This is a genomic window from Mesorhizobium sp. WSM4307 (genome assembly GCF_007003945.1).
GTDB lineage: Bacteria > Pseudomonadota > Alphaproteobacteria > Rhizobiales > Rhizobiaceae > Mesorhizobium.
Genome location: NZ_VFTB01000004.1, coordinates 533,576 through 550,308 on the forward strand (window position 1 = coordinate 533,576; position 16,733 = coordinate 550,308).

Below are 16,733 nucleotides of genomic sequence, written 5' to 3' on the forward strand. Positions count from 1 at the left end.
GGCTTTGATGATCGAAGCAAGGGATGTTTCCGTTGATATCGCCCGCAAGCGCATAATCCGTGGTGTCGATTTCGACACGCGGCCTGGCGAAATAGCGGCGATCGTCGGCCCCAACGGTTCGGGCAAGACGACCTTCCTGAAGGCGTTGTCGGGCGAACTCGCCTATACCGGGCACGTCGCCCTCAACGGCCGAAATCTTTCGTCGATGAAGCCGGCCGAGAGTGCGGTGCATCGTGCGGTGCTGCCGCAGGCGACGACGCTGTCCTTCCCGTTCACGGTGCGCGAGGTGGTCAAGCTCGGCCTCGTCGGCGGGCGCTCGGGTGCCTTGCCGGGCGAGGATGCGCGGCTGCCGGAGCGGGCGCTGGCGCGTGTCGACCTCGACGGTTTTGGCGGGCGTTTCTATCAGGCGCTTTCGGGCGGCGAGCAGCAGCGCGTCCAGCTGGCGCGCGTGATGTGCCAGGTCTGGGCGCCGGTGCTCGACGGCAAGCCGCGCTATCTCTTTCTCGACGAGCCGGTTTCCAGCCTCGACATCAAGCATCAGCTGATCATCATGGACATCGCCCGCGACTTCGCCAGAAGGGGCGGCGGCGTGGTCGCCATTCTGCACGACCTCAATCTGACGGCCATGTATGCCGACCGGATCTTCGTCATGCATCGTGGTCGGCTCGCGGCCACCGGTTCGCCACACGATGTGCTGAGTGATGATCTGATCGAAAAAGTATTCGATTGCCGGCTCAGGGTCGGCGTGCTGCCGGCCGGCAATATGCCGTTCGTGTTGCCGCAATCCGCGGTCTATTGATATTCAGGTGAGGCTGGCCTTCGAATGGCGGTTTCCTGCGCATTTCTGTGGTGACGCGCCAATTGTCGAAGTCAGCGCTGCCTCTCATTGCCCTGCCGGGCATTTCTCCCCGTTGGACGGGAGAAAGAAGCTCACGCGGCCGGGGCGCGGCGCTCCAGCATGTCGATGCCGAGCAGGTTGCGCACATTCGGCCTTGCCGCCACCATGTCGGCGATGGTGTAGCGGGCGAGCACGGCGAAGAAGGCGTTGAGGGCCTCGCGCAGCGCTGAATTCAGCGCGCAGCTGTCGACCAGCGGGCATTCGGCGGCATCGTTCTCAAAGCATTCGGCCATGGCGAAGCTTTCCTCGGTCACGCGCACGACGTCGAAGAGGCTGATCGCCTCGGCGGCGCGGCCAAGCCGGACGCCGCCATTCCTGCCGCGCACCGTCTCGACCAGTCCGTTCTCGACCAGCGGCTGCAGGATCTTGAACAGGAACAGTTCCGACACCGAATAGGCGGTCGCGATTTCGGGAATGCGGCTCAACCGGTCATTGTTGGCGGCGCAATACATCAGGATGCGCATGGCATAATTGGTCTGGCGTGTAAGCCGCATTTCGTCCTCACTAGGCGCCGGCGCGGTTCAACCACGCCTGATTCCTGAACTTCGCCGCCGCGGTTCTGATCCCGGAGTTTCGGATTCGCCGCGCTGGCCTTGACCCGAATATGGTCTATACCTTGGAACAATTCCAGACTAGCCGGGCATCATAGATGAATATTCTCGTCAACTTTATGTGCGCAGCCCGACAAAACGAGGGGAAAACCGGCCGCTACGGGCATTCCGGCTGATGAAACCCTAGATAGGGCCGAGATCGACAAGAGGTCGACCAGAGATCGACAAGAGGTCGACCAGAGATCGACGAGGAGCAGTTCATCCATGTCCCAATCGGCTTCGTCCCTGGCGCCTGTCCGTTTCGATACTGACGCGACCGCCAAGCTCTCGGCGCTGCGTCGCACCAAATTCATCGCCACGGCCGCGCTGGCGCTTTGCGTGCTGGTGTTCGCCTTGGCCAAGTCGTTCGAGAGCTCCCATCCATGGCTGGGGTTTGTCGCAGCCTTCGCCGAGGCGGCGACCATTGGCGGCCTTGCCGACTGGTACGCGGTGGTGGCGCTGTTCAGGCGGCCGCTCGGATTGCCGATCCCGCACACCGCCATCATCCCGGAAAACCAGAACCGCATCGCCGACAATCTCGGCCGCTTCATCGAGGCCAATTTCCTGGCGCCGGAACCGGTGCGGGAAAAGCTTGCCGAGGTCGATTTTGCGTCACTCGTCGCCGACTGGCTGACCAATGCCGAACGTGCCGCCGGCCTGTCGCGCTTCGTCGTGCGGCTGGTGCCGCAGACACTTGCCGCCGTCGAGCAGTCCGGTCTGCGCGGCTTCGTCACCAGCCGCATGGTCGAGCAGATCGAAAAAGTGCCGCTGGCGCCGCTGGCGGCGGAACTGCTGTCGGCGCTGACCGACGACCGCCGTCATCAAAAGCTGTTCGACGAGTTCATCAAGGTGGTCGGGCGCTTCCTCAACGACGAACAGGCCCTGGCGACGATGCGCGAGAAGATCCGCGAGGAGCTGCCGTCGCTGTTCAACCTGTTCCGCGCCGACGCCTATCTCCTGAAGAAGATCGTCGCCTCGGCGGGCTCCTTGCTTGACGAGGTGCGGGCCGATCCCGACCACCCGATGCGCGCCGAGTTCGATCGTTTCGCGCAAGGCTTCGTCGAACGGCTGCGGACGTCCAAGCAATATGCAAAGCGTGCCGAGAAGATGAAGCACGATTTCCTCGCTCGACCCGAAGTCAGGGCGCTGGCCGGTGACATGTGGGAGAGCCTCAGCCTGTTCATCGAGCAAGATGCCAAGGCGCCGAATTCAGTGATCCGCGCGCATCTCGCCAACATGTTCGTCGAGGTCGGCCGCCATCTCGCCGGCGATGCGCAGATCCGGGCCGATATGAACCAGGGGTTCGTCGTGGCGCTGGCCTCCTTCGTCGAAAGCCAGAAGAGCGGCGTGTCGAAATTCATCGCCGATCAGGTCAAGCGCTGGGACCTGGCGCAATTGACGCGGCTGATCGAGATCAACATTGGTCGGGACCTGCAATATATCCGCTTCAATGGCATGATCATCGGCGGGCTGGCGGGTATCGTGCTCTATACGATCGAGCTGCTGCTCCCGGTCAATTGATGCGCATCGATCGTCGGGCCTGTCTTCGAAATGGACAGGCTGCAGCCGAGTGCTATGCTCCCTGCGAGGGCACCCGCATCCGCGGCAAAGGGGAGAAGACAGCATGGCCAAGCTACCGCAATCCGATTCCTTCATGGATATGTTCGGCAGGTTCGGCCGCGACCTGAAGGTGCCCAATGTCGATGTCGAGGCGATCCTTGCCCATCACCGCAAGAACCTCGAAGCCTTGGAGAAATCGGCGCGAGCCGGCGCCGATGGCGCGACCTCGCTGTTGTCGAGGCAGCGCGAAATGCTGCAGGACACGCTGCGCGAAATTGCCGACATGGCGCAGAGCTACCGGGCGCCGGGCAACCCGCAGGACCTGATGGCCAAGCAGACCGAGTTCGCCAGGAAATCCTTCGAAGCCGCGCTCAAGAATGCCGGTGAAGTGGCTGAACTGGCTCGCAAATCCGGAACCGAATCGATCGAAATCCTGCGCGCGCGCATCAAGGAGGCGATGGAGGAAATCCGCGCCGGCTACGGGCAGAAATAGGCTTCCGCGGCCTGTCGTTTCGTCTTCGGCGGGACATGCCGGTTTGCAATTTCGCGACCCTGCGCATAGTTGCATCCGCGCCACGTTATAGGCGTCGGCGCCGCTGGAAGGTCCGAAAATCCGAATTCGGCCTGCCATTGCGCGGCAAGGCATGGCACGGTTCAGCCGGAATTCGACGGAACCGATTCACAAGGGGTGAATTGACAGGAGCCATCCGTTCGTGGTCCGGAGGCACGGCAAGCGATCGGGAAAGCAGGAATGAACGAAGTACGGCCTAAAACGCCGCCGACCTATGAGCAGCTGAGAACGATGTCCGGGCAGGAACTCGGCGTCTCGGAATGGACCACGGTCGATCAGGACCGTATCAACCAGTTCGCCGAATGCACCGGCGACCACCAATGGATCCATGTCGACCCTGAGCGCGCGCGGCGGCAAAGCCCGTTCCGCACCACGATCGCGCATGGCTATCTGACATTGTCGATCATCGGCGCGTTGGCGCTCGGCATGGGCATAGTGCCGGAAAACACCCAGGCCGCCTTCAATTATGGCTTCGACAAGGTGCGTTTCCTGGCGCCGGTCAGGGTCGGCGCCCGCATCAGGCTGCGCACCGTCCTGCTTTCCATGGAAGACAGGGGGCCCGGCCAGTATCTGATGAAGGCAGCCAACACCGTCGAGATCGAAGGCGAGGAAAAGCCGGCGCTGACGGCGGAAACGCTGGTCATGCTCTACGAACGCCGCAAACGGGCAGGGGCCTGAGCGTTCGCCCAAGCCCGCCGCTGGTTCCCATACCGCTGCCCCAAATTGACGTTGCAGGCATCCGCCTGCGCGCCGTTCAGTAGCAGCCCGGAATCGGCCCGGCAACCTTGGGCAGTACCGGCGAACGTCCAAATGGATCAGGCAATCCCGGGCTGGATACGGCCAGCAAAGCGCAGCAAGAACAGCGCGAGCAGCAGTGCCGCCAGCGCCAGGACCGTTGCCGTCTCAAAGGTGATCTGCATGCCTCGGGCGGCCGCGCCGGCGCTCAGAACATCCTGTCCTGTTCCTTGGCGAGCGCCGTTGGATGCAACCGCGAAGATGGCGCCCATCAGGGAAGCGCCGGTGACGAGGCCGAGATTGCGCGACAAATTGAGCAGGCCTGAAATGACGCCGCGCTCGCCGGCGCCGACACCGCTCACGACGGCCGCATTGTTGGACGTCTGGAACAGGGCGTAGCCGAAGCAGGTGACAGTGATGGGAACGACATAGCTGGCAATGCCGAGTTTCGTCATGGCGAGCGACAGCAGGAAGGTGCCCGTGGCGAGGCTGGTGAGCCCGGCGATCATCATCCGGTGGGCTCCGAAGCGATCGGAGAGCCGTCCGGCCAGCAGTGCCGACAGGGTCGAGACAAGCGGCCCGGTCGAAAGCACCACGCCGACCATTGCCGCATCGAGTCCCAATCCACGCGACAGATAGAACGGAGCGACCACCAGGGTCGCCATCATCACCGTGGCGACGATGAGGCTCATAACCAGGCTGGCGCTGAGCCGCGGATCCCTGAAGCTGGCGAGTTGGACCAGGGGGTTCTTCACCCGCTTCTGGGCGATGGCGAATAGACCGATGCCGAGAGCAGTGGCGGCCAGCAGGCCGATGTTGAGTGCGCCGAAATGGCCCCGGCCAAGCGTCATGGCCAATGCATAGGCGGCCAGCGTCAGCGCCAACAGGACAGTGCCCATCGCGTCGAACTTGCCATGAGCGGCCTGCGCGTTCTTGTTGCCGGCTGGCAAGGCACGCCAGGCGAGGGCGAAGGTCAGGAGGCCCAGCGGGACATTAACCAGGAAAATCGCGCGCCACCCGAGGCCGGCGATCAGCAGGCCGCCGAGCGACGGACCGAGCGTCGTGCCGATCGCCGACATGGCGCCCAGCAGGCCCATGGCGCTACCGGTCCGTTCCTTGCTCACCGTCTCGGCGACAAAGGCCAGCGTCAGCGCCATCATCAGCGCCGCGCCAAGCCCCTGCACGGTCCGTGCGACGATCAGCAGCCAAAGCGTCGGCGCCAGGCCGCAGAGCACCGATGCCGACGTGAACACGGCGATGCCGCCAAGCAGCAGCGGCCGGCGCCCGAACATGTCGGCCAGCCGCCCGGCGCTGACGATCAACGTGGTGATAGCGAGGAGATAGGCCAGAACCACCCATTGCACGGCCTGGAACGACGCCCCGAACGTCTGCATCAGCGAGGGCAGCCCGACGCTGGCAATGCTGGTTCCGAGCGACGACAACAGCGTGGCGAGCGACAGGCTTGCCAGCGCCCAGCCGACCGATTGCTTCTGTTGCGAGGCTGATATCAGCCCTTCCCGATCTTGTGCTGCGACTGCCATGCGATCTCCTTTCCGTTCGCTCCGAAAGCGGAGCCGATGGAGATCTAATCTTGCGGATGATATGGCGGAAGGCGCAGCATTTGCATCATATCAGTGCATGAAACGCCACATCATGCTAAGATCCGCCAATGACGACGCCCGATCTCAACCTGCTCTTTGCTCTCGATGTGCTGCTGGCGGAAGGCAGCGTGGCCCGCGCGGCACGCCGTCTGCGTCTCAGCCCCTCGGCGATGAGCCGGACATTGGCGCGGCTGCGCGACGCAACGGGCGATCCTTTGCTGGTCCGTGCCGGCCGCGGCCTGGTGGCGACGCCGCGCGCGGAGGAATTGCGCCGCCAAATCGGTCCTGTCGTCCAGGAGGCGGAGGCGCTGCTGCGCCCTGCCGAATTGCTTGATCTCTCAACCCTGGACAGGGTCTTCACGCTGCGCACCAATGAAGGCTTCGTCGAGGAGTTCGGGCCTCGCCTGGTCGCCCGCATCGAGGCCGAAGCGCCGGGGGTGCGGCTGCGTTTCGCGCCGAAGTCCGACAAGGATGTGATGTCGCTGCGCGACGCGGCGATCGACCTGGAAATCGGGGTTGCCGGCGAAACCGGACCCGAAGTGCGCATCCAGGCGCTGTTTCGCGACCGCTTCATCGGCGCTGTCCGATCAGGCCATCCCTTGAGCGAAGGCACGGTGACGCCCGAGCGCTATGCGGCGGGCCGGCACATCAGTGTTTCGCGGCGCGGCCGCGAGAAAGGACCGATCGACGAGGCGCTGGGCGCGCTTGGGCTGCAGCGGACGGTCGTCTGCATGGTCTCGGGTTTCTCGGCCGCGCTCGCCATGGCGCGCGCGTCGGAGCTTATCGCCAGCGTGCCCGAGCGGCACACGGCCGGCGCGCGCGCCGGCATGCACAGTTTTCGGCTGCCGGTCACGACGCTGGAAGTCACCATTTCGATGCTCTGGCATCCGCGCCTCGATGCCGATCCGGCGCAACGCTGGTTGCGCGACTGCGTGCGGGAGGTCTGTGCGGGGCGCTGAGATCAGCGCGCCATCGCCGCCTCGAGCACCTTGAAAATCCTCTGGTCTTCGCACTGCGCGACGTTGAAGCGCAGGAAATGGCTGGCCGTCTGCGACAGGCTGAACGCATTGCCGGGCGCCAGCACGACATTGTCGGCAAGTGCCCGGCGGGCGACTTCGGCCGCGTCAACGCCATCGGGGAGCCTGCACCACAGGAACAGGCCGGCCGGCTGGTCGATCCAGGGCGTGATGCCGATCGCCTTCAGCCGGGCGCCGGTCTCGGCCATGGCGCGCGCCAGCCTGGCGCGCAGCAGATCCACATGCTTGCGGTAACTGCCGTCCTTCAGCAGGGTCAGCACCAATTCGGCGGCCAGGCGTCCGCCGCCGAAAGTGGTAGCGATCTTGAGGTCGGTCAGGCCCTCGATCCAGTCGCGGGGCGCGGCGATGAAACCGCAGCGCACCGACGCCGACAGCGTCTTGGAGAAGCTGCCGATGTGGACGACGCGGTTCAGGCCATCGAATGCCGCCAGCCTCGGGGCAGGGGCATGTTCGAAATCGGCGAAGATGTCGTCCTCGACAATGGTGAGGTCCGACTGGTCGGCGAGCTTCAGCAAACGGTGTGCCGTAACCGGCGACAGGATCGCGCCGGTCGGGTTGTGGATGGCGGAGTTGGTGATGTAGAGGCGCGGCCGGTGCTCGGCGAGCGCCTGCGCGAACAGCTCGATATCGGGCCCCGACGGCGTATAGGGCACGCTGACGACCTTGGCGCGGTGGGCGCGCAGCAAAGCGTGGAAATTGAAATAGCAGGGATCGTCGACCAGCACGGTGTCGCCAGGCTCGATCAGGAACCGGCACAGGAGGTCGATGGCCTGCGTGCCCGATTCGGTCAGCATGATCTGTTCAGGCGAGACTTCGATGCCATGCCCGGCCATGCGCCGCGCCAAGAGTTGCCGCAGCGGCGGCAGCCCAAGCGGCGTTCCGTAGTCGGCAAGCGCGACATCATCGGCGCGCGCTGCCGTGCGGAGTGCGCGCCGCAGCCCGGCCTGCGGCATCCAGGAGGCCGGCAGCCAGCCGCAGCCGGGTTTCAACACCTCGTCGCCGGCGTCTAGCGACTGGCGCGAGACCCAGAGCGGATCGACGGCACGGTCGAGCCGGGGACCGATCTCGGCCAGGGACAACGGCGCCAGCGAGCCGGCGGCGTAGAAGCCCGAGCCCGGCCGGGAGCGGATCGTGCCTTCGGCGGCGAGCCGCTCATAGGCCTCGACAACGGTGGATTTGGACACCTGCATGGAATGGGCGAAGGCGCGGATCGACGGCAGCCGGGCTCCCGGCGTCAGGCTGCGCGCGGCGATCCGCTGGCGAATGGCCGCCATGACGCTTTCGACTAGAGTGGGGGCGCCCAGGGCTCGCGCGCCATCAGTTTCCAAGGCGAGGTCGGTCATCTGTACTGCTCAATATGCCATTACAGTTTCGTAGAATTGTACCGCATTGTCTCTGGCCGCGCCATGGGCATCTGTCCGATAGAGGGCGAAAGCAATGGAGCCTGCAATGGACAAGACCGCGAGCGGCTGGGTGAACGGATTTATCGGTGTGCTGATCTTCAGCGGCTCGCTGCCGGCGACGCGTGTAGCAGTCATGGATTTCGACCCGACCTTCGTGACATCAGCCCGGGCCGCGATTGCCGGATTGCTTGGCCTGGCGATGCTGCTGCTGTTTCGTGAGAAACGTCCGGTGCGCGGCGACGTGGTGTCGCTGGTGATCGTGGCGCTGGGCGTGGTCGTCGGCTTTCCCCTGCTGACGGCATTGGCGCTCAAGCACATCACCTCGGCCCATTCGATCATCTTCATCGGCCTGCTGCCGCTGGCGACCGCGATCTTCGGCGTGCTGCGCGGCGGCGATCGCCCTCGTCCGGCATTCTGGCTGTTTTCGTGCATCGGCAGCGCGCTGGTCGCCGGTTTCGCGCTGGCGCAGGGCGTCACCGCCTCGCCGGTCGGTGATGGCTTGATGCTCGCCGCCGTCGTCGTCTGCGGCCTGGGCTATGCCGAGGGCGCCGCGCTGTCGCGCAGGCTTGGCGGCTGGCAAGTGATCTGCTGGGCGCTGACGCTGTCGCTGCCGATCATGCTGGCGCTGACTTTCGCGACCCTGCCGCCATCCTTTGCCGGCATCGGCTCCAACGCCTGGATCGGGCTCGCCTATGTCTCGCTGTTCAGCATGCTGATCGGCTTCGTCTTCTGGTATCGCGGCCTGGCGCAAGGCGGCATTGCGGCGGTGGGCCAGTTGCAGCTGCTGCAGCCCTTCTTTGGCCTGGCGCTCGCGGCAAGCCTGCTGCACGAGCAGGTCAGCCCGCTGATGGTGGTCGTCACGCTCGGCGTGGTGGCATGCGTGTTCGGGGCGAAGAAGTTCGCGCGGTAGTTCGGGAAGCGCCCCCGCGCCTAGAACTTCGTCACCACCCCGATACCAATGCCCTCGAAGCCACCCATGGCCATCAAGGCCGCGGGCGCCTCGTCGAGGCTGATCTTCTTGCCGACCAGCAGTTCGGGCTTGAGCTTGCCGTTGCGGATCATGTCCATCATCGCCTGGTAGCGATAGGCCTGCATGCCGTGGCTGCCGAGGATTTCGAGTTCGAAGGCGATGATCTTGTCCATCGGCACTTGCGGGCGGGCGTGCTCGCCCAGCATCAGGCCGACCTGCACATGGCGGCCGCGCCGGCGCAGATTGGCGATCGAGTTGAACGAGGTGGTCGGGTGGCCGAGCGCGTCCATCGACATATGCGCGCCGCCATTGGTGATCTGCTTGACCGCCTTGACCACATTCGGCGTCGTTGACGCATTGATGGTCGCCACGGCGCCGATCTTTTTGGCGAACTCCAGCTTCTCGTCGGTGAGGTCGATAGCGATCACATTGGCGCCCATCGAACTGGCGATCATGATTGCCGACAGGCCGACGCCGCCGCAACCATGCACCGCCACCCATTCGCCGGGCCTAACCCGCCCTTGGTCGACGATGGCGCGGAATGAGGTGACGAAACGGCAGCCCAGGCTGGCGGCGGTGGCGTATTCCATCTCCTCGGGCAGGCGCACCAGGTTGGTGTCGGCATGCTCTATGCCGACATATTCGGCGAACGAGCCCCAGCCGGTGAAGCCGGGCTGCGTCTGTTGCTCGCAGACCTGATGGTTGCCCGACGTGCATTCGAAGCAGCGGCCGCAGCCGACGGCAAACGGCACCGTCACGCGGTCGCCGGCCTTCCACCGGCTGACCTGCTTGCCGGCGGCGACGACGACGCCTGCCAGTTCATGTCCGGGAACGTGCGGCAAGGTGATGCCGTCATCATGGCCCATCCAGCCATGCCAGTCGCTGCGGCACAGCCCCGTCGCCTCGACCTTGATGACGACGCCATCGGCGGCCGGTTTCGGATCGGGGACGGTCTGGATCGTCGGCGCTTCGCCGAACTTCTCGAAGACGACGGCTTTCATCGGTCACTCCACCCTTGCGCAATAGATCGGTTCATCGCTTCATGGAAACGAAGAACCACTCTATCTCATTGTTTTGACGCGATCCCAGACGGAAAACCGCATCACACTTTTCCTAGAATAGCTCCGGGGAAACGATAGCCGATTCCCTGGCCGGTCAAGCGGAAATCGATTCCGCTAGCCTGACCAGTCTGCCGAACCGGCCAGGGTCAGCCTTTTTCCCGGTTGCGGAAATCCGCGAGCCTTGTGTCGCCGGGGCGGGCGGCTACATGATCTTCTACTCGCTCGGCGCGTCGGCAGTAGCAGCCTTTACTCGGCATCGATCTGGTTCTGCGGAGCGGCTGTCTGGAAGGCTGGCAGCGCCATGCAGGCGGCGTTGATGCGGGTGATCGTCGGGTAAGGGGTCAGGTCGACGCCGAAACGGGCGTTGCTGGTGATCTGTGCCGCCAGGCAGATATCGGCCAGCCCCGCCGCCTCGCCGTGGCAGAATGTTCCGGTCTGAGGCGACGAAGCCAGAATCTTTTCAAGCGGCTGAAAGCCTTCGTTCACCCAGTGGCGGAACCAGTTGGTGATGTCCTGGTCGCCGGCGCCGAACAAGGTGCGCAGCGAGGTCAGCACGCGCAGATTGTTCACCGGGTGGATGTCGCAGGCGATCATCTGCGCCAGCATCCGCACGCGCGCCCGGCCAAGTGGGTCCTTCGGCAGCAGCGGCGGCACGGGCTGGATCTCGTCGAGATATTCGATGATCGCTAGCGACTGCGTCAAAAGCGTACCGTCGTCGAGCACCAATGCCGGCACCAGCCCCTGCGGGTTGACCGCGAGATAGGCCGGTTCCAGATGCTCGCCATGGCGCAGATGATGCGGGACATAGTCATAGCTCAGCCCCTTCATCGCCAGCGTGATCCGCACCCGGTAGGAGGTGGAGGAACGGAAGTAATTGTGCAGGACGATGTCGCTCATGGCCTGTCATTCATGACTGCGGCTGGCCGATCGTCGCTTCGATCGTGCCGATGCCCTCGACGCCGCCGGTCATCGTCTCGCCCGGCTTGACCGCGCCGACGCCGGCCGGCGTGCCGGTGAAGATCAGGTCGCCGGCCTGCAATTCTACGCCCTCGCTGCAGATCGAGACAATGTCGGCGATTGGCCAGATCAACTCGGTGAGATCGGCGTCCTGCCGGACCTTGCCGTCGACGGCGAGCCAGATGCGTCCTTTCGTCGGATGGCCGGTCTTTTGTGCAGGAACCAGCGGGCCGCAAGGGGCGGAGCGGTCGAAGGCTTTCGACCAGTCCCAGGGCCGCGCCGTCTTCTTTGCCTCATCCTGGAGATCGCGGCGGGTAAGATCGATGCCGACCGCGTAGCCCCAGACGTGGTCGAGCGCCCGCTCGCGCGCAATGCGGAAGCCCGGCCTGCCGATCGCCGCCACCAGTTCGATTTCATGGTGCAGATTGGCCGTCAGCGGCGGGTAGGGGATGACGGTGCCGGAATCGACCACTGCGTCGGCCGGCTTGGTGAAGAAGAAGGGCGGATCGCGCTCGTCATTGCCGAATTCGCGCGCATGCGCCGCATAGTTGCGGCCCACGCAGAAGACGCGTCGCACGGCAAAGCGCTCCGCCGACCCGCTGATGGCGACGGAAGGCGTTGGCGGCACGGGAAGGAGGAAGGCGGTCATGGCGGTCTCTGCGTTGGATATCAGGATGAAGGCGGCACCTTCGGCCGATTTCGGATACCGGGCAAGGCGTCGTTTCTCGTAAAGCACGGGCTTTGCCCGGCCGTATAAGGAATTCAGGGTCCCGATCCCCTTTGCAGCGGCCTATCAGCCGGCGATAGACTATTTGCTAATAATCCGGCCATGGCTGCGGGACTATGGTGTGGCAGGTAAACCGGAACGAGCCACATGACAGTACCCAACGATCGCGCCCGGTTCCTGATCATCGACGACCATCCGCTGTTTCGCGAGGCGCTGCACAGCGCCGTTCAGATGGCCTATCCGGAGGTCGACACGGTCGAGGCACGCTCGATCGCAGAGGCGCTCGATCTCCTGGCCGACGCCAAGCCTTTCGACCTTGCGCTGCTCGATCTCTCAATGCCCGACGTGCACGGCTTCGACGGGCTGCTGCAGCTCAGGACCCGCTATCCTCGCCTGCCGGTGGTGATCGTATCGGGCTATGAGGAGCCGCGGATCATTTCCGAGGCGCTGTCCTATGGCGCTGCCGGCTTCATCCCGAAATCGGCGCGCAAGAGCGATCTCGCCGCCGCCATCCGCTCGGTGATGGAAGGCGCGATCTATGTGCCGGAAACCTATGAAGGCCAGCCGGCGGACGCCGACAGCGTCGATCGCGCCGACATGGTCCAGCGCCTGTCCAAGCTGACGCCGCAGCAGTTGCGCGTGCTGCAGATGCTGCGCCAGGGCCTGCTCAACAAGCAGATCGCGTATGAGCTGCAGGTCGGCGAGACCACGGTGAAGGCGCATGTCTCGGAGATCCTGCGCAAGCTCAACGTCTACAGCCGCACGCAAGCGGTGATCGAGGTCTCGAAGCTGGATAATGCGGAGCTGTTCAGGGATCAGGCGGGGTTTTGAGCGGCGGGCGCCGATACTCCTGCAAACGAAGCAGCAACATGCTGCGATCCGGTGAGAACAATGTCTCAATGGCGTTTGATTTGCTTGTACCTATCCGAATGATATAGACGAAATGATTTCTCGCGTTTCGCCTAGTTCTTCATCGATGAGGTCGTATTCGTCGCCCTCGGCAAGGTAGGTCACGAATGCAAAATCGTTTCCATTGGACAGATACCATGCCGACAAGGTTTGATCTGCAGTCCGTGACGAAACGCCAACGCACATTACGTCGCCAAATTCTGTCGCAAAAATCCGCTCGACATCTATAAAATTGTTTCGACAAAACTCTGTCACAAATGACCTGAGAACATCGAAATTCGCACTTGGCTTTTCCCCGCTACGATATTTCGCAATAGAGAATTGGAGTGAGCCGCCTGCATCTGATGCCTTTGCCAACGTAGGGGGTGACCCCAGAGGAAGGTCGTCAGTTATGTCTTCCCATCCGACGGGCGCGTCGAAGGTGATGCCATGGAATTGAACTATCATTGGATTTAGAGGATCTCTCAGTCGAGCATGGTGAACGCACTGCGTGGTTCACGGCACCGCATGCGCGCGCACTAGCGTGACCCGCCTTATCCGATCTGCACGAGGCTGATACTCAACATGTATTGAATGACGCGCCTCATCAAATCAAGGGCCGAATTCACCCAAAAAAAGATCTCGCCGTGCGGCGCCGTTTCTTTAGGGTGCGCCAAAGCTGCTCAGCACATCGTTGCGCCTGAATGAAAAGGGAATGTCCAAGAAATCTCGATCTAAATTTTCGGCCTCTATGAATATGGTGTCTATTGTTTCGTCGTCGTAGCAGATGAAGGAAAATTTGTCGCACGCGGAGACGTAATGTATGCGGATTTCCGGAAGGTCAGGATCACCAGTCCGCTTGAACCTCCAGGACTCAAACGGCGGTGACGTCAAAAGAGATGACGCCGGCTTTCCCAGGTAATCAAGCAACGCATGAGCCATTCTAAGCCAGCAAATGCGCCAGCAGAGCGCGCAGTTGCGCCGGCTTCAGTGGTTTGCGCATCAGTTCGATGCCGTCGGCGCGCGCTGCCTTGGCGACGGCTTCGGAACTGTCAGCGGTGACGATCAGCGCTGGCACTGCGCGGCCGAGATAGTCGCGGACTTCCGATATGGTGGCGGTGCCGAGGTCGCCGCCGTCGAGATGCTGGTCGGCAATGACGATGTCAGGCACCCAGTCGGTATCGCCGAGCAAGTCAAGCGCATCGTCGGTCGAGGTCGCTGTCCGCACCAGGCATTGCCAGCGCTCGAGCAGGAAGGTCATGGCCTCCAGCACCTCGGCGTCGTTCTCGACCAGCAGCACCTTCGTGCCGAACAGGCCGTAGCCGCGCGACCGCTCCAGGCTGGTGGCGCTGGCGATGGCGTCGGCGGGGGCGCCGATGCCGACCGGGACATCGATATGGAAGATCGTGCCGCGCCCGACCTTTGACGAGAAGGTCACGGGGTGGCCGAGGGCGCCGGCCATGCGGCGCACGATGGCAAGCCCGAGCCCCAGGCCGCCGCCGTCGAGCCCCGCATTGGCGGGCAAGGTGCCGCGATGGAATTCCTCGAACACCGCCTCGCGCTGGTCCTCGGGGATGCCGCAGCCGGTATCGGCGACGTCGATGCGGATCGTATCGCCGCGATGCCTGGTGCCGACGAGCACGCCACCCGAGCGGGTATAGCCCAACGCATTGGAGAGGATGTTCTGCAGGATGCGGCGCAGCAGCGTCCGGTCGGAGCGGACCACGGCGTTGACGGGTCGGAACTTCAGCGACAGGCGCTTCATTTCCGCGACCGGCTGGAAATCCGAGCGCAGCGACGAGAACAGCGCCTCCAGGTTGACGTCGCCGATGTCGGGGTGCACCACGCCGGCATCGAGCTTGGAAATGTCGAGCAGGGTGCGCAGCAGGTCCTCCATCGTCTCCAGCGAGCGCTCGACCTGCCGCACCAGCTTCCTGCCTTCGTCGCTGGTCTGCACCTCGGCGAGCGCCGAGACGGACAGATGAGCCGCGTTCAGCGGCTGCAGCACGTCATGGCTGGCGGCGGCGAGGAACCTCGTCTTGGACAGGTTCGCGAACTCGGCGTTTTCCTTGGCGGCGCTGAGGTCGATGTTGGACTGTTCCAGCCGCCGCAAGGTCGAGTGCAACTCCTCGGTGCGCATGCGCACCCGGTTTTCGAGCGAGATGGCGGTCTGGAACAGCGAGAAGGCATTGCCTTGCTGGTCCATCGAGCGCTCGACGCGGCTGACCAGGGCGGCGTTGATCTTCTTCAGTTTTTCGAGGTCGTTTATATCCTTGAGCGGCATCTTGTTATTCTGCAGCCTGGCGTTCGCCAAAGGCAATGCCGGTGAAGGTCTGGTTCAAATGCATCGACCGGTACTGTTCGCCATAGGTGCCGAAGCCGACGACATTGTTGACCCGGTAGAGTTCCGAAATGTCACGAAAGACCTGCCGGTTGCGGGCATCGAGCCGGCGCAGCACGCAGTCGAAGCCGAGGATCAGGTCGATGCCGCCAAGCCTCGCCTCGACCTCGCGCAGGGCCGCGCGTGTCGATTCCACCATGTCCTTGGGTTGGGCGATCGACAGCACGACGCCGTCGTCGATGGCGCAGAAGAACGACAGCGAGCCGTCCGCGTGCATCCTCTGGATCGAGCGGCAATAATATTCACCGCCCACCTTCACCACGACCGGGTGCGAGGCGAAGCTCAGCGGCGTCAGGGTCTGCGGGACGATACCGACGGAAGCGGCATATTCTTCTGCCGCGTTGGTGGCGTTGAACTCGCGTACGATGCGGTGATCGGCATCGGACGCCGTGACCACCAGTTTTTCGTCGGTCGGAACGAAATTGTCGGTCTTGAAGACGTGGAACGGAATTTCCGTGGCGATCAGCACGATGATGGCGCTGTCCGAGGTGACCCTGCCGTTCGAGATCAGGTGCGTCGTCTCGAATTTCAGGTCGTCGCCGGCCGAGCCGCCGAGCAGGGGTATGTCGTCAAGACCCCAATGGATGGCAGAGCTGACCGCTTCCTCGGCGTAGGACAGCCCGTCGATGAAGCAGAGCGCGAAGGTGTTCCTGGTCCGCTCGCCGCCCACCCGGACGCGCAGCGTGCGCCGCAAGGCCTCGACCTCGCCGGTGATCCGGTCCATGCCCGACGAGGATAGATTGTCCACCATGGCGCTGACCGCGGTGAACGACGCCGAGGGAAGCAGCATCGCCAGCATGTGGCCTTCCTCGAGCCCCTGCGGCGTGATCTCGCCGGCGGTGGAGCAGCCAGCATGGTGAAGCCCCGGCGCATACGCCGAGAGCGCCCGCGACAGGGCGCCGGCCTCGACAAGGCTTTGGGAGAAGAACACGAGGGCAAAGCCGGCGTCGATTGCCGCGGCCTCGCTGGCGACCGCGCGAGCGAAAGCAACCGGGTCGGGCTCGTCCGTGGTCAGCGCCGACAGGCCGCAAGCGTAGCGCGTCCGTGAACTGGTCAGCGGCGTTCTCCCGCATTTCCTCCGACGCTCTTTTATACGCGGCTGTTTTTACAGGCTTCTGGCGCGCAGGCGTCGAAGGATATTGTTGCTTCCAATCGGTGTTTTGGCAATGGGGCGAGGGGAATGTGCCTCCGGCCGTGGCCATGACCGAAAGTACAATGATCCGCCTTTTCCGTCGCGCTGTTTTTTGTGCGTTGTGCGGTGTACGAATAACGCATGGCCGAAGTGCCAGCGGCGCGTCGGCAGCGTGATGACCAAGGTTGATACCCAGGGAGGA

16 protein-coding genes are annotated in these 16,733 nt (G+C 63.7%); 7 read left to right on the plus strand and 9 right to left on the minus strand.

Annotation, left to right across the window (positions count from 1 at the left end):
- Positions 1-7: 7 nt before the first annotated feature.
- The gene (locus tag FJV83_RS12590) at positions 8-799 is read left to right on the plus strand and encodes a heme ABC transporter ATP-binding protein (RefSeq protein ID WP_142885321.1); all 792 of its coding nucleotides are present in this window, start codon (positions 8-10) and stop codon (positions 797-799) included.
- Positions 800-930: 131 nt separating this feature from the next.
- On the opposite strand, the gene rirA is transcribed toward FJV83_RS12590, so the two are convergent.
- Positions 931-1,392, minus strand: a complete 462-nt coding sequence (gene rirA, locus FJV83_RS12595) for an iron-responsive transcriptional regulator RirA (protein ID WP_010909941.1) — start codon at positions 1,390-1,392, stop codon at positions 931-933.
- A gap of 321 nt (positions 1,393-1,713) precedes the next feature.
- Here rirA and FJV83_RS12600 point away from each other — a divergent pair, with 321 nt between their 5' ends.
- The 3 genes from FJV83_RS12600 (at position 1,714) to FJV83_RS12610 (ending at position 4,297) form a co-directional block, all read left to right on the plus strand.
- The gene (locus FJV83_RS12600) at positions 1,714-3,009 is read left to right on the plus strand and encodes a DUF445 domain-containing protein (protein ID WP_142885322.1); all 1,296 of its coding nucleotides are present in this window, start codon (positions 1,714-1,716) and stop codon (positions 3,007-3,009) included.
- Positions 3,010-3,112: 103 nt separating this feature from the next.
- Positions 3,113-3,541, plus strand: coding sequence for a phasin family protein (locus FJV83_RS12605; RefSeq protein ID WP_095790959.1), 429 nt, complete (start codon positions 3,113-3,115; stop codon positions 3,539-3,541).
- A gap of 258 nt (positions 3,542-3,799) precedes the next feature.
- Complete coding sequence (locus tag FJV83_RS12610) at positions 3,800-4,297, plus strand: MaoC family dehydratase (protein WP_095772891.1); 498 nt, start codon at positions 3,800-3,802, stop codon at positions 4,295-4,297.
- Between the two features lie 137 nt (positions 4,298-4,434).
- Here the strand turns inward: FJV83_RS12610 and FJV83_RS12615 are convergent, their stop codons facing one another.
- Positions 4,435-5,895 carry an MFS transporter gene (locus FJV83_RS12615; protein ID WP_142885323.1) on the minus strand — a complete coding sequence of 487 codons (1,461 nt, stop codon included), beginning with the start codon at positions 5,893-5,895 and terminating at the stop codon, positions 4,435-4,437.
- Positions 5,896-6,023: 128 nt separating this feature from the next.
- Between FJV83_RS12615 and FJV83_RS12620 the strand changes: the two genes are divergently transcribed.
- Positions 6,024-6,914: a LysR family transcriptional regulator gene (locus FJV83_RS12620; protein WP_142885324.1), complete on the plus strand. Its 891-nt coding sequence runs from the start codon at positions 6,024-6,026 to the stop codon at positions 6,912-6,914.
- 2 nt (positions 6,915-6,916) lie between these two features.
- Here the strand turns inward: FJV83_RS12620 and FJV83_RS12625 are convergent, their stop codons facing one another.
- Entirely contained in the window at positions 6,917-8,335 is a 1,419-nt protein-coding gene (locus tag FJV83_RS12625; protein WP_142885325.1) for a PLP-dependent aminotransferase family protein, read from the minus strand.
- 106 nt (positions 8,336-8,441) lie between these two features.
- On the opposite strand from FJV83_RS12625, the gene FJV83_RS12630 reads away from it, so the two are divergent.
- Positions 8,442-9,305 carry a DMT family transporter gene (locus FJV83_RS12630; protein ID WP_142885326.1) on the plus strand — a complete coding sequence of 288 codons (864 nt, stop codon included), beginning with the start codon at positions 8,442-8,444 and terminating at the stop codon, positions 9,303-9,305.
- A 20-nt stretch (positions 9,306-9,325) separates the two neighbouring features.
- Here FJV83_RS12630 and FJV83_RS12635 read toward each other — a convergent pair whose 3' ends face one another.
- The 3 genes from FJV83_RS12635 to FJV83_RS12645 form a co-directional block, all read right to left on the minus strand.
- Positions 9,326-10,366: a zinc-dependent alcohol dehydrogenase family protein gene (locus FJV83_RS12635; protein WP_142885327.1), complete on the minus strand. Its 1,041-nt coding sequence runs from the start codon at positions 10,364-10,366 to the stop codon at positions 9,326-9,328.
- 306 nt (positions 10,367-10,672) lie between these two features.
- Positions 10,673-11,323, minus strand: a complete 651-nt coding sequence (maiA, locus tag FJV83_RS12640; protein ID WP_142885328.1) for a maleylacetoacetate isomerase — start codon at positions 11,321-11,323, stop codon at positions 10,673-10,675.
- Positions 11,324-11,333: 10 nt separating this feature from the next.
- Entirely contained in the window at positions 11,334-12,032 is a 699-nt protein-coding gene (locus tag FJV83_RS12645; RefSeq protein ID WP_142885329.1) for a fumarylacetoacetate hydrolase family protein, read from the minus strand.
- Between the two features lie 225 nt (positions 12,033-12,257).
- On the opposite strand from FJV83_RS12645, the gene FJV83_RS12650 reads away from it, so the two are divergent.
- The gene (locus FJV83_RS12650; RefSeq protein ID WP_142885330.1) at positions 12,258-12,941 is read left to right on the plus strand and encodes a response regulator transcription factor; all 684 of its coding nucleotides are present in this window, start codon (positions 12,258-12,260) and stop codon (positions 12,939-12,941) included.
- A 90-nt stretch (positions 12,942-13,031) separates the two neighbouring features.
- Here the strand turns inward: FJV83_RS12650 and FJV83_RS12655 are convergent, their stop codons facing one another.
- The 3 genes from FJV83_RS12655 to FJV83_RS12665 form a co-directional block, all read right to left on the minus strand.
- Positions 13,032-13,466: a hypothetical protein gene (locus tag FJV83_RS12655; protein ID WP_142885331.1), complete on the minus strand. Its 435-nt coding sequence runs from the start codon at positions 13,464-13,466 to the stop codon at positions 13,032-13,034.
- 475 nt (positions 13,467-13,941) lie between these two features.
- The gene (locus FJV83_RS12660; protein ID WP_142885332.1) at positions 13,942-15,282 is read right to left on the minus strand and encodes a hybrid sensor histidine kinase/response regulator; all 1,341 of its coding nucleotides are present in this window, start codon (positions 15,280-15,282) and stop codon (positions 13,942-13,944) included.
- A gap of 4 nt (positions 15,283-15,286) precedes the next feature.
- Positions 15,287-16,423, minus strand: coding sequence for an FIST signal transduction protein (locus tag FJV83_RS12665; protein WP_142885333.1), 1,137 nt, complete (start codon positions 16,421-16,423; stop codon positions 15,287-15,289).
- Between the last annotated feature and the right edge of the window lie 310 nt (positions 16,424-16,733).